This window comes from Pseudomonas sp. NPDC087615 (assembly GCF_044743445.1).
In the GTDB taxonomy this organism is placed as follows: domain Bacteria; phylum Pseudomonadota; class Gammaproteobacteria; order Pseudomonadales; family Pseudomonadaceae; genus Aquipseudomonas; species Aquipseudomonas baetica_A.
This window is the reverse complement of sequence record NZ_JBIUWM010000093.1, coordinates 1-12610: the sequence shown is the minus strand read 5'-3', so window position 1 is coordinate 12610 and position 12610 is coordinate 1. Positions and strand designations below refer to the sequence as shown.

At 56.5% G+C, this 12610-nt stretch carries 12 protein-coding genes and 4 tRNA genes; 5 read left to right on the top strand and 11 right to left on the bottom strand.

Annotated features, from left to right (window positions below; all coding sequences use genetic code 11):
• Window positions 1-155 precede the first annotated feature (155 nt).
• The 4 genes from ACIOU6_RS26775 to ACIOU6_RS26760 form a co-directional block, all read right to left on the bottom strand.
• On the bottom strand, window positions 156-1544 hold the full coding sequence (locus ACIOU6_RS26775; RefSeq protein ID WP_401139663.1) for an MFS transporter: 1389 nt from the start codon (window positions 1542-1544) through the stop codon (window positions 156-158).
• Between the two features lie 68 nt (window positions 1545-1612).
• Window positions 1613-2854 (bottom strand): glutamine synthetase family protein, encoded by a 1242-nt coding sequence (locus ACIOU6_RS26770; protein WP_221733059.1) that lies wholly within the window; start codon window positions 2852-2854, stop codon window positions 1613-1615.
• Between the two features lie 202 nt (window positions 2855-3056).
• Window positions 3057-3749 carry a sensor histidine kinase KdpD gene (locus tag ACIOU6_RS26765; RefSeq protein ID WP_221733046.1) on the bottom strand — a complete coding sequence of 231 codons (693 nt, stop codon included), beginning with the start codon at window positions 3747-3749 and terminating at the stop codon, window positions 3057-3059.
• Complete coding sequence (locus ACIOU6_RS26760; RefSeq protein ID WP_221733047.1) at window positions 3746-5350, bottom strand: tetratricopeptide repeat-containing response regulator; 1605 nt, start codon at window positions 5348-5350, stop codon at window positions 3746-3748. Before ACIOU6_RS26760 ends, ACIOU6_RS26765 begins: the two co-directional genes overlap by 4 nt.
• A gap of 219 nt (window positions 5351-5569) precedes the next feature.
• On the opposite strand from ACIOU6_RS26760, the gene ACIOU6_RS26755 reads away from it, so the two are divergent.
• The gene (locus tag ACIOU6_RS26755; protein WP_401139660.1) at window positions 5570-6946 is read left to right on the top strand and encodes a lysozyme inhibitor LprI family protein; all 1377 of its coding nucleotides are present in this window, start codon (window positions 5570-5572) and stop codon (window positions 6944-6946) included.
• Between the two features lie 62 nt (window positions 6947-7008).
• Here ACIOU6_RS26755 and ACIOU6_RS26750 read toward each other — a convergent pair whose 3' ends face one another.
• Together ACIOU6_RS26750 and ACIOU6_RS26745 are read right to left on the bottom strand one after the other, a co-directional pair.
• On the bottom strand, window positions 7009-7386 hold the full coding sequence (locus ACIOU6_RS26750; RefSeq protein WP_401139658.1) for a c-type cytochrome: 378 nt from the start codon (window positions 7384-7386) through the stop codon (window positions 7009-7011).
• A 197-nt stretch (window positions 7387-7583) separates the two neighbouring features.
• Window positions 7584-7660: transfer RNA gene (locus tag ACIOU6_RS26745), tRNA-Arg, on the bottom strand.
• A gap of 296 nt (window positions 7661-7956) precedes the next feature.
• Here ACIOU6_RS26745 and ACIOU6_RS26740 point away from each other — a divergent pair.
• Both ACIOU6_RS26740 and ACIOU6_RS26735 read left to right on the top strand, forming a co-directional pair.
• Entirely contained in the window at window positions 7957-8184 is a 228-nt protein-coding gene (locus ACIOU6_RS26740; RefSeq protein ID WP_221733049.1) for a hypothetical protein, read from the top strand.
• Window positions 8185-8204: 20 nt separating this feature from the next.
• Window positions 8205-8384, top strand: a complete 180-nt coding sequence (locus ACIOU6_RS26735) for a PA3371 family protein (RefSeq protein ID WP_221733050.1) — start codon at window positions 8205-8207, stop codon at window positions 8382-8384.
• On the opposite strand, the gene phnN is transcribed toward ACIOU6_RS26735, so the two are convergent.
• Window positions 8359-8928, bottom strand: a complete 570-nt coding sequence (gene phnN, locus ACIOU6_RS26730; RefSeq protein ID WP_221733051.1) for a phosphonate metabolism protein/1,5-bisphosphokinase (PRPP-forming) PhnN — start codon at window positions 8926-8928, stop codon at window positions 8359-8361. The two genes, ACIOU6_RS26735 and phnN, sit on opposite strands and share 26 nt — an antisense overlap.
• A gap of 388 nt (window positions 8929-9316) precedes the next feature.
• Here phnN and ACIOU6_RS26725 point away from each other — a divergent pair, with 388 nt between their 5' ends.
• A complete protein-coding gene (locus ACIOU6_RS26725) occupies window positions 9317-9643 on the top strand; it encodes an Arc family DNA-binding protein (RefSeq protein ID WP_003178899.1) in 327 nt (108 codons plus the stop codon).
• A 121-nt stretch (window positions 9644-9764) separates the two neighbouring features.
• Here the strand turns inward: ACIOU6_RS26725 and mgtE are convergent, their stop codons facing one another.
• A complete protein-coding gene (gene mgtE / locus ACIOU6_RS26720; RefSeq protein ID WP_221733052.1) occupies window positions 9765-11207 on the bottom strand; it encodes a magnesium transporter in 1443 nt (480 codons plus the stop codon).
• 321 nt (window positions 11208-11528) lie between these two features.
• Between mgtE and ACIOU6_RS26715 the strand changes: the two genes are divergently transcribed.
• A complete protein-coding gene (locus tag ACIOU6_RS26715; protein WP_401139655.1) occupies window positions 11529-12047 on the top strand; it encodes a cell envelope protein SmpA in 519 nt (172 codons plus the stop codon).
• A 19-nt stretch (window positions 12048-12066) separates the two neighbouring features.
• On the opposite strand, the gene ACIOU6_RS26710 is transcribed toward ACIOU6_RS26715, so the two are convergent.
• The 3 genes from ACIOU6_RS26710 to ACIOU6_RS26700 all read right to left on the bottom strand — a co-directional run bounded on the left by ACIOU6_RS26710 (window position 12067) and on the right by ACIOU6_RS26700 (window position 12439).
• Window positions 12067-12143: transfer RNA gene (locus ACIOU6_RS26710), tRNA-Arg, on the bottom strand.
• Window positions 12144-12215: 72 nt separating this feature from the next.
• Window positions 12216-12292, bottom strand: a tRNA-Arg gene (locus ACIOU6_RS26705).
• Window positions 12293-12362: 70 nt separating this feature from the next.
• Window positions 12363-12439, bottom strand: a tRNA-Arg gene (locus ACIOU6_RS26700).
• Window positions 12440-12610 lie beyond the last annotated feature (171 nt).

The window sequence follows — 12610 nt, the reverse complement described above, 5'->3', positions numbered from 1 at the left end:
CAGCGTGTAATCGCGCTGACTACGTTTTGCGCCCGTATCCATTGCACCCTCCTGATAAGAAGCCAGAAGGTGTAAACCTTATTCAGGACTAGACACGGCTAATAAAAAGGGCAGTCACCTTGCGGTGACTGCCCTTTTTTATTTTCGACTGTGTCTCAAGGCCTGGCGCCACTGATATCCGGGGCGGGTTTATCGTTGTCAGCATCCGGATTGGCTGCAGGTTCGGACTCAGGTTCTTTTTCAGGTTGCGATTCTGCCTCCGGCTCTGGCTCTGGCTCAGGCGTGTTCTGCATCTGCTCCTGCACCACCTGCTCGTCAACACGCGGGTCGAGGGCTGCCACCAGCGGTGAGCTGGACATGCTGTCCGGCATCGCTACGTGATGCAGAGGCGCGTCGTCGACCTGATGCAGATTGGTCACCGCCTTCGGGCGAATCCGCCACACCAGCACCAACGCAAAGAAGCTGAAGAACGCATAAAGACTTTGGCTACCGAAAAATTTCATCAACACACCAGCGGCCAGCGGACCGATACTGGCGCCGACCCCATAAGTCACCAGCAGCATCGCCGTCAGCGACACCCGGCGATCACCCTCGACATGGTCGTTGGAAAACGCCACCGCCAGGGGATACAGACAGAACTGCACCAGCGAGCAGAGGAAGCCGACCACAAACAGCACCTCCAGCGGCACCTGCGGCAGGATCGCCAGCGGCAAAGCGGCAACCGCCAGAAAACCGGCAAAGCAACGAATCAGCAGCGCGCGATCATATCGGTCAGACAACCACCCCAGCGGCCACTGCACCAGCAATCCGGCAAAAATGCAGGTACCCATGAATAGACCGACCTGTTCGGTCGACAGCCCTTGCTGCGAGGCATACAACGGCGCCAGACCGTAAAACGAGCCAATGATCAAACCCGCCCCGAGCACCGTACTCAACGATTGCGGCACGCGCTTGATGAAAAAACGCGGCTCCATCGGCGCCGGATGCAGCGGCGCCGGGTGAATCCGTCGGGTCAGGGTCACCGGCACCAGACACAATGCAAAGCACAGAGCGACCAGCATCAGCAGCTCCAGACCCAGCCCCGGGTGCATGACCAGAATCAACTGCCCCAAAACCAGGCCAAGGTACGACGCAATCATGTAGCCGCTGAACACCAGACCACGCTGGTTGGCATCGGCCTGCTCGTTGAGCCAGCTCTCGATGACCATGTACTGGCACATCATGCCCAGACCCACAATCGTGCGCAGCACCAGCCATGCCGGCAGCCAGTCCACCAGACCATGCCCCAGCACCGCTGCGCCGACGATCCCGGCACACGCCGAATACGCGCGGATATGCCCGACCCGGGCGATCAACCGGTGGCCGATCTTGCCGCCCAGCACCAGACCGAAATAGTTGGCCGCCATCAATGCACCGACCCACAGCCCGTCGACATCTTCAGCCGCCAGGCGCAGGGCCAGATAAGTAGATAGAAGACCCGAGCCGATCAACATCATCAGCGAGGCAAAATACAGCGCTCGAAAGGATTTCCAGATTTGGCGCATCGGCGTTCCGAGCGGCTCCTTGCAGTAAGTATCGGGCTATCAAACGATAGCCCGATGGCGACGGTACGTCAGGCCTGGGCTGCTAGAACACGCCGTTCCCAGGGAGTGATTTCATCAAAGAAGCTGGTCAGTTCCATGGTCTTCGAAGCGATGTAGCCTTCGATGAACTCCTGTCCGAACAGTTCCCTGGCCAATTGGCTACGTTTCAGACGTTCGAGTGCGGCATGCAAGGTACACGGCAGCGAAAGATTATCCGGCACGTCGAATTCGCCCTGAATCGCCTCGGTCGGCTCCAGTTCGTGTTCGATCCCGTGCAAACCGGCAGCCAGACTGGCGGCGATCGCCAGATACGGATTGGCGTCGGCGCCCGGCAAACGGTTTTCGACCCGACGAGCGACCGGTGAACTGGCCGGAATCCGCAGCCCGGCCGCGCGGTTATCGTGGGACCAACAGGCATTGTTCGGCGAAGCGAACGGATGGCACAGACGCTGGTAGGAGTTCACGTTCGGCGCAAACAGCGCGGTGAAATCCGCCATGCCCGCCTGCTGCCCGCCAATGAAGTGGCGGAACATCGCCGTCGGCTGGCCGTTATCGTCGCTGAAGACGTTTTTGCCGCTGGCGATATCAACGATGCTCTGGTGAATGTGCATCGAGCTGCCCGGCGTGTGCGCCAGCGGTTTAGCCATGCAGACCACGGTCAGGCCATGCTTGAGCGCGACTTCTTTGAGCAGGTGTTTGAACAGGAAGGTCTGGTCGGCCAGCAACAGTGGATCACCGTGCAGCAGGTTGATCTCGAACTGGCTAACGCCCATTTCGTGCATGAACGTATCACGCGGCAGACCAAGGGCCGCCATGCATTTATAGACCTCACTGAAGAATGGTCGCAGACCGTTGTTGGAACTGACACTGAACGCCGACAGGCCATCCTCGCGGCGGCCATCGAGGCCGACTGGCGCTCGGAACGGCTGGGTCGGATCAGTGTTTGGAGCGAACACGAAGAATTCCAGTTCGGTCGCCACCACAGGCGCCAGACCGAGCGCCTTGTAACGCGCGATGACTTTCTTGAGCTGACCACGGGTCGACAGGCTGGAGCTTTCGCCGGTCAGTTCATCGGCATCGCAAATGGCCAGGGCACGGGGCTCGTCACTCCATGGCAACGGATGGATCTGCTCTGGATCAGCAATCAGCGCCAGATCACCGTCATCGCTGCCGTAAAACCGCGCCGGCGGATATCCGCCCATGATGCATTGCAGCAGCACCCCCCGCGCGAGCTGCAGACGCCGCCCTTCGAGAAAACCCTCAGCGGTCATCACCTTGCCCCGTGGTACGCCGTTCAAATCCGGCGTGACACATTCAATCTCATCAATGCCCGTCAATCGCTGCGCGAGTGAACGCTGGCCATCGGTTGTCATGACGCAATCCTTGTTGTTGTACGAGCCGCGAACGGCGACCCGAACAAAATAGGCTTCGGCTGTTCGGAATATCAAGCAGCGTCAAACAAAAAGCCTCGGATCACGGCAGGTAGAGACTGAAGATCCCGCCACCCAAGGGGCCGCCATTACGGATTTCGGTGCGCCCCTCGACACCATTGCGTTGATGCAACGCGGCAATGCGTGCAGCGAAATACAGGCCAAGCCCGGTACTGCCGCTGCTGTGATTGATGCCCTGCACATAGTCAGCCTGACGTTCGAGCATTTCGACCGGATAGCCGTCGCCGTCATCGTTGATGCTCAGCACCAGTTGCCCGGCCTCGTCACTGACGGTGATCAGCAGCGACTCGCGGGCATAACGAATGGCGTTATTGATGCAATTGCCCAGCACCGAGGCGACCAGTTCACGATCAAAGAAACCCAGCGGACTCAGTGGATCAACTTCATAAGTGGCGATGATGCCGCGACTGGCGAATACCTCTTGATGCGCTGCCAGTTGCGCCTCGATGAAATCATCCAGTTCGTGATACGCCGGCTGCAATGGCATCTGGTTGACGCCGAGTTTGTACAGCCCGAGCAACTGCACCAGCATGCCGTTGAGGTGGGCGAACTCGAAGTCGATCACGCCCTGCTCCGCGCCTTCGCGCTGCGCTTGCGGCAAACGCGCCAGCCATTGGCTGTGCGCTTGCATCAGCATGGCCAGCGAGTTCTTCATGTCGTGAACGGTGGAGGCGATCACCGTGGAAAAATCCAATGCCTGCTCGTCTTGGTTCATTCGCCAAACGCCTTGCTTTTCAGCTTCTGATAGCGCGAGAAACGCGCGTCGGTGTCGGGCATCAGGCCGACCATTTTCAGGCAGGCCCGACATTCTTCCAGCTCCGCCGAAGGCACACTGGTGTCGGTGCCATGGAGCAGCGACTGGGCCATGTTCAGCGCAATACTGATGTTCTTCGGTTGCATCTTCAGCGCCTTGCGGAAGACCTCGCGGGCTTCAACCAGATTGCCGGTCTTGTACACCCGCACGCCCTGACGGTTGAGGTCGGCGGCGGCGTTGCTCGAGCTGAGGATAGTCGGGTCATCGGTGAGCTTGGCGATGTCTTTCATCACCGCCGGATCGTCACCGTAGATTTCCGCGCAGCTCTTGAGCATCGACGTACCCGCCTCGGCCTGACCGAGCATCTGCAACTGCTTGGCGACGAGCAGCGCCGCCTCCGGACTCATGAACTGTTCCATGCCGTCGAGTCGCATCAGTGCTTGCTCAGTGAGCTTGTCGGCGGTTTCGGCATCGTTGAGCAGCAGGCTCGTTGCCTTCATCAAACGCGCGCGAATCTGCAAACCGGGGTCGGTCGGGTTCTCTTTGGCAACAGCGCTGAGGGTGGTGTTGATCTCCAGGCGCGTGCGCGTATCGAGACCGCGCTCACTGCCTTTGCTGATCAGCGCATGGGCCAGGCCGAGGTTGCTTTCCGGATCCTTGAAGCGCGACTGCGCGCCCTGCGACACAGCCTGACGGTAAGCCCGCGAGGCGGTGTCGAAATCTTCGTTAGCCATCGCCAGTTTGCCGAGCAACGCCTGCCGACGCACCGCCAGCGGCGACAGGCGAATCGCTTCTTCCAGCACCTGCTGCGCGCCTTTGGTATCGCCCTCGGACACCAGCACATCAGCCATGCCGTCGTACAGCGAAGGCATCATCGGGAATACTTTCAAGGCCTTTTCATACACGCCTTTGGCCTGCGCCACTTGCCCACGCTTGAACAGCAACTTGCCCAATCCAGCAAAGGCCCACGGCAACGGCCGGTCAGCAATGATGCTGTCGTAGAGGCGTTCCAGTGCTTCGTTCTGGTTCAAGTCGCGCAAGGCATCAGCGCGATAACGCAGACACAGCGGCGAATAGCGGATGTCCTGTTTGCACAGGGCGATGCAGGCGTTGAGCACCTCGACCGGTTTGCCACGGTCGAGCGCTTGCAGAATCGGTTTGAGCAACGTCTTGCGCTGCTCCAGACGCTCCAGCCGCTGGGCCAGGCCCGAGCGGTTGAACGGTTTGGTCAGGTAGGCATCTGGCTCATGCTCCAAAGCACTGAGCACCATCGCCTGACTGGTCTCGGCCGTCACCATCACAAACACGGCTTCGTGGCTGATGAGCTTTTCCAGCATCAGGTCTTCAAGAACCTGCTGGCCGTTCTTCTTGCCGTCACCGAGGTGGAAATCCTGCAGGATGAAATCGTAGGATTTCTGCGCACACATTTTCAGCGCCTGCTCACCGGTGTCAGCGGTGTCCACGTCCTTGACCCCCAGCTCACGCAGCATCGAGCGCACGGAACTGCGGAAATCCGAGAAATCATCGACGATCAGAAAACTCTTTTGGTGATACGACAGCATCGAGGATTTCCAGGCAATTGAAGTAGATGAACCGAGGGCGATTTTCAGGCGCGCAGATGATAGCTGGAGGCCAAATGCTATCAAGCGATTTCGCGCAAGTCTGAACTCACCGCTTGGGTTATCGGCCAGAAGTGGCGTTCCCTGAAGCCGACGCTTCAAGATTCCACACACAGCGATTAACCTGCGCGCCTGCCAACTTCTCACTACAAGGCCGACCTCGTGTACATCAAAGGACGCTACATCGTGTCCGCCAGTGCGCTGCTGTTTATCCAGCACGCAATGGCGACCGCAATGGACTGCACAAAAGCGGCGACTGCCGTGGAAAACGCGATCTGCGCGAATAAAGGGCTGTATGAACTGGATGCGCAGATGGCGACGGTATATCGGGATTTACTGAAGGTCTGCGCACAAACACAACCAGACTTAATACACGCGCAACGACGTTGGCTGAAAACACGCAACGAGTGCGCCCAGGATGTTTCGTGTCTGGATCAGCGCTATCGCGAGCAACTGGAACGCTTGCAAGCGCAATGGACAGAAGCCCTCGCCCATCAGCCGGATGGCGCCGAAAAAGAGCTATTGGATGATCTGCAAAACCGCGTTCGCGCAGTCAGTAAAAATGATCCGGAGTTTGCTCTCGAACGGACACTCGCGTCCTTGGCGTTGAAAAGCGCTGCAACCCAGTTTTCCGCAGAGCCCGACGCCGATCAATACGTCGAAAAAACGCACTTCCCAACATCCCCTCCCAAAGGTGTTTCCCGCAGCGAGTGGCAGGCGTTGAGTGCCACCAACTTCGACGCTGACACCGCACTGGGCCGAACCTCGTTCACGCTGCGGGATCTGGACGGCGACGGGCAACGTGACCTGATCGTCGAGACCTACACCGGCGGCACCGGCCTTTACACTTTCGTCGAAACCTTCCGTCGTGACGGCGACAGATTCGCCCGTAGAACGCCGGCATCCGACGGCGAATCCATTGGCGGCTCCCTCTATTCCATCAATGAGCGTGGCTCCAACCAGTCCGTGAGCTGGATCAGCCTTCGCGGCAAGGTCTATGCCGCCTATCGCAACAGTGGTTATGGCGTCGATGATGTCTATCTGCTCAGCCCTTTGCAGGTGAACCGCGAAGTGCCCACGTTGACCGTCCGCTATCGCTATCGACTCAGCATCCCCCGAACTCAGCCTGATGATAAGCACAAAACCACTTATAAACTGAAGCCGGACCTGCACCGCACACTCACCGATGGCTTGGCCACGGTCGAACAAGATTCGTCCGACAACGGGCAAGAGCGAAAGCCCATTTGCCCTATTCCTGCGTCCGCCACAGACAACGACGAATATTACGGCTACGGAGCAGGCTACTACGCCATCGAGCAGGTCGCCGACTTCCCGGTGATCATCGGTAGCAAATGCTTTATCGCGCGAATGAATGACTGGTTCGGCGCCTACAGCGCTAAGGATGGACTCTATGCGCAAGTGACCTTGCGCAAACCGGGCGCGCAAGAACAGGAGCGCGACTACAAGGTCAATGGACGTCGACGCATGACCGGGATAAGCACCTCAATTGGCAAACCTGGAGGGGGCGCTGAGGAATAGCCCCGGCGCCCGCCCATGAAAAGCCCGGCCAGATGAAACCGCGCGAGTTTTTTATCTGAAAATCATCGACCTCTTGAGATCACGCCACTCATGTATTGATTCAAATCGCGAAAATCCTTAACCGTCCAAGCGTGAGGCGGCAGCTTTACACCGTTCTCTTTCAATGTTCTTGGAATCAAGTCTCCGTTTGGACGAAGTATTATTGACGACACAATAACGCCTGGGTATTCCTTGAGTCTTTGCTTGAAAAAGGACGCTGTCAGATCAGGCGTCGGTGGATTGCTTTTTTTAGCCAGGGGTCCTGATGCCTTCAGATCTACTCCGTGGCACATGGCGCACCGCTGTGAATAGAGGTTTTTCCCGTTGGCATTGTCCGCAAAAGACAGCGGCGCCTGAATTAGCGATAAAAAACCAAGCGAAGCAATGAATAGTATTTTCATGCCTCACTTAGCCTTCTTGCGTTTTGCAGCACTTGAAAAGAATTCCAAAAGGCCTTCCATCGGCATCTTCCTTAAGCCGCGAATACGAAAAAGCCCCTTTCAGATCACTCTGAAAGAGGCTTGACTGCTTCTCCTGCCAACACGGCTGTCACAGAGAAACGCAGTGGTCAGAAGAGTGGCCAGAAGGCCCGAATATATGGTGTCCCAGGGCAGGTTCGAACTGCCAACCTTCCCCTTAGGAGGGGGATGCTCTATCCAATTGAGCTACTGAGACACTGGGTTGTCACGAGATGAACACTGCGCGACGGACGGCGTGCATGTTAACGGCCAGGCCCTGATTTGTCATGTCATCCGTAGGGCTTTTTAAGTGTAGGCAGGCGCCCGGCAAGGCTGCGGGAAGATTTACCGTGCATTTTGCACTCCCCCAAAAAGCCATCATTGCAGATTGCAACCTTCGCCCTCTGAAAAAACCTTCCAAATGCTTGTTTTTAAAGGACTTAACAGCATATAGACTGTTGGCACGACGGCTGCTTTGTCTGTTCTCATAACAGAACAAACGGAGTCCGCCTCATGAACAGCACTCTCTTGCTCGCAAACGCGATCGCCTTGGCGATTTTGGTAGGTTTTCACTTTACCCCCGAGAGCGCTGAACGAGTTGCTCAGCGCATGCCGCATTACTTGCAGGTGCAGAAAGCGCCGCAGTTGGCAGTGTTGAGTGATCAGAGCTTCGCACCACAAGCGGTCAGCGAGTCTCAGCAGGCACTGCCAGCACTAGCGACCGAACGTCTGGTTTTTTGAAATATCTGCAGGAGTACAGCATGTCCAAATCAGCAGCAGGATTTCTGATCCTCGCCTTATTGAGTGGCGTTGTGCATTTTTCGCTGTTCGAGGAAACCGAAATCACTCTGCCGCTGATTAGCTGTGGCGTGTTTGCGGTGTTGTTTGTTCTGGCGCTGGTCGCAGGGCGCAGGATCAAGTTTGATCCGGTACTACGTTGAGCCGGACCAGTTCCAGAAGCTGATTGACGGCGTCCGCCAGGTCGCCCGAATTGTCGATCAGGTGCACAGGCCGGTCACTTGACCTCCTATCCTTGAACAGAGCGTTGCGAGCAACGCGTGCATTGATCTGCTCAAGCGTCTCTCGACCGCGCCTGAGCAAGCGCTCTCGCAGCACCTCATCACCAACCGTCAGCAAAACCGGCAACAGTGAGGGATAGCGCTCCTGCGCTTGCCGTAAATTGGCACGCGAGCCGTTGACCAACACATGTCGCCCGGCTCGCAACCATTGATCCATTTCCACCGCAATCCCATAGGCGAGGCCGTTGGCTTGCCATGCCAATGAAAAATCACCGGCGCGCTGACGTCTTTGGAACTCTTGCGGCGTTACGCCAATCGCATCCTCGCCCACCGATTCGGCAGATCGCGTGATCACCCGGCGCATGACTTCGCAGTTCAAAGCCCACAATGGCTCACGAGCGGCCTCGATCAGACTGTCCTTACCCGAGCCGGACGGTCCCATCAGGTAAATAAGCTTGCCATACATCCTGAAAACGCCCTCCAGCAGGTGTTTGCCCCTAGTAAATCGGCAAATTGCCACTATCCTGTACAGGTAAGGAACAAGGATCGAAAGCCGCATAGCATGCACGTTCTGACGTCTTAGAACACTAAAGGACGTGCATCAGGAGGCGGTCTTTGATGCGGGTCAGGGCAAAGTTTTCAAACCAGTCCGCATTTCTGATAATTGGTGCTGGCATTACGCCTTTACCCAGCTCAATATTTGTCACAGAATTGACGCCAATGATCTGGCAATTTTGAGGCATGATGCGAGCCTCTTAACAATTCAGGTTGAACCATTTGGCGCGGATGCTTGTCCTACCACACATCTGCGGCCAATCCCGAGAACCGCTCCCCTGAACTAACCGGTTAAATATATGCGCCCATTGAAACAGGCAATTTATTCCAGCCGTACGGCTGACAAGTTCGTCGTACGTCTGCCAGACGGAATGCGTGAACGCATTGCCGAGGTGGCTCGCAATCATCATCGCAGCATGAACTCCGAGATCATTGCGCGTCTTGAGCAGAGTCTTATTCAGGAAGGTGCTTTGGGCGAAGAGCTGAGCATGCGCCTGGACAGCCCGGAGCTGTCGTTGCACGAACGCGAGTTGCTGCAACGCTTCCGCCAGCTTTCTCACCGTCAGCAGAACGCACTGGTGTCCTTGATCGCCCACGACGCTGAAATGGCTGCAGACGCGTCCTGAGCCATACCGAACACCTCAAGCCAGCATCAGTGCTGGCTTTTTTTTGCCTGAAATTCCGGCTCTCCCTTTTCTCTAAAAAAAACCCGCCAATTGGGTTGGCGGGCCGTTTATTTATGGCAGATCAAAGCAGGAAGATTGTCGCCAGCCCCAAGAAGATGAAGAAACCACCACTGTCGGTCATCGCGGTGATCATCACGCTGGCACCCATCGCCGGGTCACGCCCCATCTTCGCCAGCGTCATCGGGATCAAGACCCCCATCAGCGCCGCCAGCAACAGATTGAGAGTCATCGCGGCTGTCATCACCACGCCCAGCGACCAACTGCCGTAAAGCAGATAGGCAACCACGCCGATCACCCCACCCCAGACGAGGCCATTGATCAATCCAACCGCCAACTCCTTACGCATCAGGCGTGAAGTATTGCCGGTGCTGACCTGGTCGAGCGCCATGGCACGGACGATCATGGTGATCGTCTGGTTACCGGAGTTGCCGCCGATCCCCGCCACGATCGGCATCAGTGCCGCGAGCGCTACCAGCTTCTCGATCGAGCCTTCAAACAGGCCGATCACCCGGGAAGCGAAGAACGCCGTGATCAAGTTGATCGCCAGCCACGCCCAACGGTTGTTCAGGGATTTCCACACGGAGGCGAAGATATCTTCCTCTTCACGCAAACCCGCCATATTGAGGACTTCGCTTTCGCTTTCCTCACGGATCAAGTCAACCATTTCGTCGATGGTCAGACGGCCAATCAGCTTGCCGTTCTTGTCGACTACCGGGGCAGAGATCAAGTCGTAACGTTCGAATGCCTGAGCAGCGTCGTAGGCATCTTCGTCCGGGTGGAAGCTCACCGGATCGCTGGCCATGACTTCAGCAACCTGTTTATCGGGGTCATTGACCAGCAAACGCTTGATCGGCAGTACGCCTTTAAGCACGCCGTCGTTATCGACCACGAACAGTTTGTCGGTGTGACCAGGAAGCTCTTTGAGGCGACGCAGGTAACGCAGAACCACTTCGAGACTGACATCCTCACGGATGGTCACCATCTCGAAGTCCATCAGCGCACCGACCTGCTCCTCGTCATAGGACAGTGCCGAACGCACACGCTCGCGCTGCTGGTTATCCAGACTCTCCATCAGCTCATGGACGACATCTCGCGGCAGCTCAGAGGCCAGGTCAGCAAGTTCGTCGGCATCCATGTCCTTGGCCGCAGCCAGGAGCTCGTGATCATCCATGTCGGCGATCAGCGTTTCACGGACAGAATCGGATACTTCGAGAAGAATGTCGCCGTCGCGATCAGCCTTGACCAGTTGCCAAAGCGTCAGACGATCGTCCAGCGGCAAGGCTTCAAGAATATAGGCAACGTCGGCGGAGTGCAGATCATCGAGCTTGCGTTGCAGCTCGACGAGATTTTGTCGGTGAACCAGGCTTTCCACCCGATCCTGATGCGCGCCTTCCTGGCGGTGAGTCAGGTCTTCAACGACCCGTTGACGCTGCAGCAACTCGACGACCTGAGCCAGGCGGTCCTGCAGGCTTTCCTGTGTTTTCTTTACTTCGATTTCAGACATAGGCGAACTCCACTCCCAGCAGCGGGGCACGCCGGAAGGATCAATCAGTCAATTCATGATTGGTAAAACGGGGTACTGAGTAACTACTGGGTAAGTCCATGGAAGTTTTCCACAAGCCCCGGCGGGGCTGACGGGCGCAATGATACACCGCCTGACGGTTTAAAACGTTAAAAAATCACGGCTGAAACAAGCGCTTGCAAGACAAACCTGAGCGCAGCCCTAATCCATGCAGATGCGACGACTCATCCTGAAAAGAAAACACACCGACATTAAAAAATGCAGCCGCTACCCTTGAGCGTAGACCGTCACGGAGGACGTCGAATGCCATCAAAAACATCCCGCTTTTTACTCGCCAGCCTATTCTGCCTCCCAACCGCCGGGGCCGCGACCAGCCTTCATCGCTGCGAAGCTCCTGACGGCAGCATCACGTTCACGTCGATGAGCTGTGCGAGCGGAGAAAGACTCTCAGCGCAGGAAGTTCACCCCTACCTCCCCGGCTCAGTGGTCGCGGTGATGCCAGCGCTCAATCACGAAGAAACATCCGGCAAGAAAACCAACGACAGAGAACCTGGCGTTGCTGGCAAAGCAGAAGACAAATGCGGAAATCTCATCGATGCCAGACAACGGCGTGAAGCGATTATTAATCGACGCGTCATTGCCGGCATGAACCAACAGGATGTCGAAAGCGCGCTCGGCAAACCGGACAAAGTGAATATTCGGACTTCGACGACAAACTATCGATACGATCTCAAACGAGGCCGCAGCGCTCTAGTCGATTTTGATGAGAGAGGGTGTGTCAAAGGAACAGCCAAATCCCGGACAGCAAAAAGCCCGCGTTAAACGCGGGCTTTTCGGTATATGGTGCACTCGACAGGATTCGAACCTGTGACCGCTCGGTTCGTAGCCGAGTACTCTATCCAGCTGAGCTACGAGTGCATTTTGTGTTTTTAGACCAGATCACAACTGGTTGAAGCCAGATCACCTGCATTGCTGCAAACAACCTTAAAATGGTGCACTCGACAGGATTCGAACCTGTGACCGCTCGGTTCGTAGCCGAGTACTCTATCCAGCTGAGCTACGAGTGCATTTGTGTTTTAAACCAGACCACAACTGGCTGAAGCCGAGTTACTTATATTGCTATAAACAACTCTTAAATGGTGCACTCGACAGGATTCGAACCTGTGACCGCTCGGTTCGTAGCCGAGTACTCTATCCAGCTGAGCTACGAGTGCATTTGTTGCGCCGCATTATAGCCCGTCTAATCTCTATTCCAACCACTTTTTCTAGTAAATTGAACAACTTACCGAAAAAGCCAGATTACGACGTACTAAGCAAATAATGGCGGAGAACGGGGGATTCGAACCCCCGACACCCTTTTGAGGTGTACTCCCTTAGCAGGGGAG

Bases quoted from the DNA above. Each gene is read 5' to 3' on its own strand.
- phnN (WP_221733051.1), bottom strand. From the start codon at position 8,928: ATGTATGGCAAGCTTATTTACCTGATGGGACCGTCCGGCTCGGGTAAG.
- ACIOU6_RS26775 (WP_401139663.1), bottom strand. From the start codon at position 1,544: ATGCGCCAAATCTGGAAATCCTTTCGAGCGCTGTATTTTGCCTCGCTG.
- ACIOU6_RS26735 (WP_221733050.1), top strand. From the start codon at position 8,205: ATGTCCAAATCAGCAGCAGGATTTCTGATCCTCGCCTTATTGAGTGGC.
- ACIOU6_RS26725 (WP_003178899.1), top strand. From the start codon at position 9,317: ATGCGCCCATTGAAACAGGCAATTTATTCCAGCCGTACGGCTGACAAG.
- ACIOU6_RS26765 (WP_221733046.1), bottom strand. From the start codon at position 3,749: ATGAACCAAGACGAGCAGGCATTGGATTTTTCCACGGTGATCGCCTCC.
- ACIOU6_RS26760 (WP_221733047.1), bottom strand. From the start codon at position 5,350: ATGCTGTCGTATCACCAAAAGAGTTTTCTGATCGTCGATGATTTCTCG.
- ACIOU6_RS26770 (WP_221733059.1), bottom strand. From the start codon at position 2,854: ATGACCGCTGAGGGTTTTCTCGAAGGGCGGCGTCTGCAGCTCGCGCGG.
- mgtE (WP_221733052.1), bottom strand. From the start codon at position 11,207: ATGTCTGAAATCGAAGTAAAGAAAACACAGGAAAGCCTGCAGGACCGC.
- ACIOU6_RS26750 (WP_401139658.1), bottom strand. From the start codon at position 7,386: ATGAAAATACTATTCATTGCTTCGCTTGGTTTTTTATCGCTAATTCAG.
- ACIOU6_RS26715 (WP_401139655.1), top strand. From the start codon at position 11,529: ATGCCATCAAAAACATCCCGCTTTTTACTCGCCAGCCTATTCTGCCTC.
- ACIOU6_RS26740 (WP_221733049.1), top strand. From the start codon at position 7,957: ATGAACAGCACTCTCTTGCTCGCAAACGCGATCGCCTTGGCGATTTTG.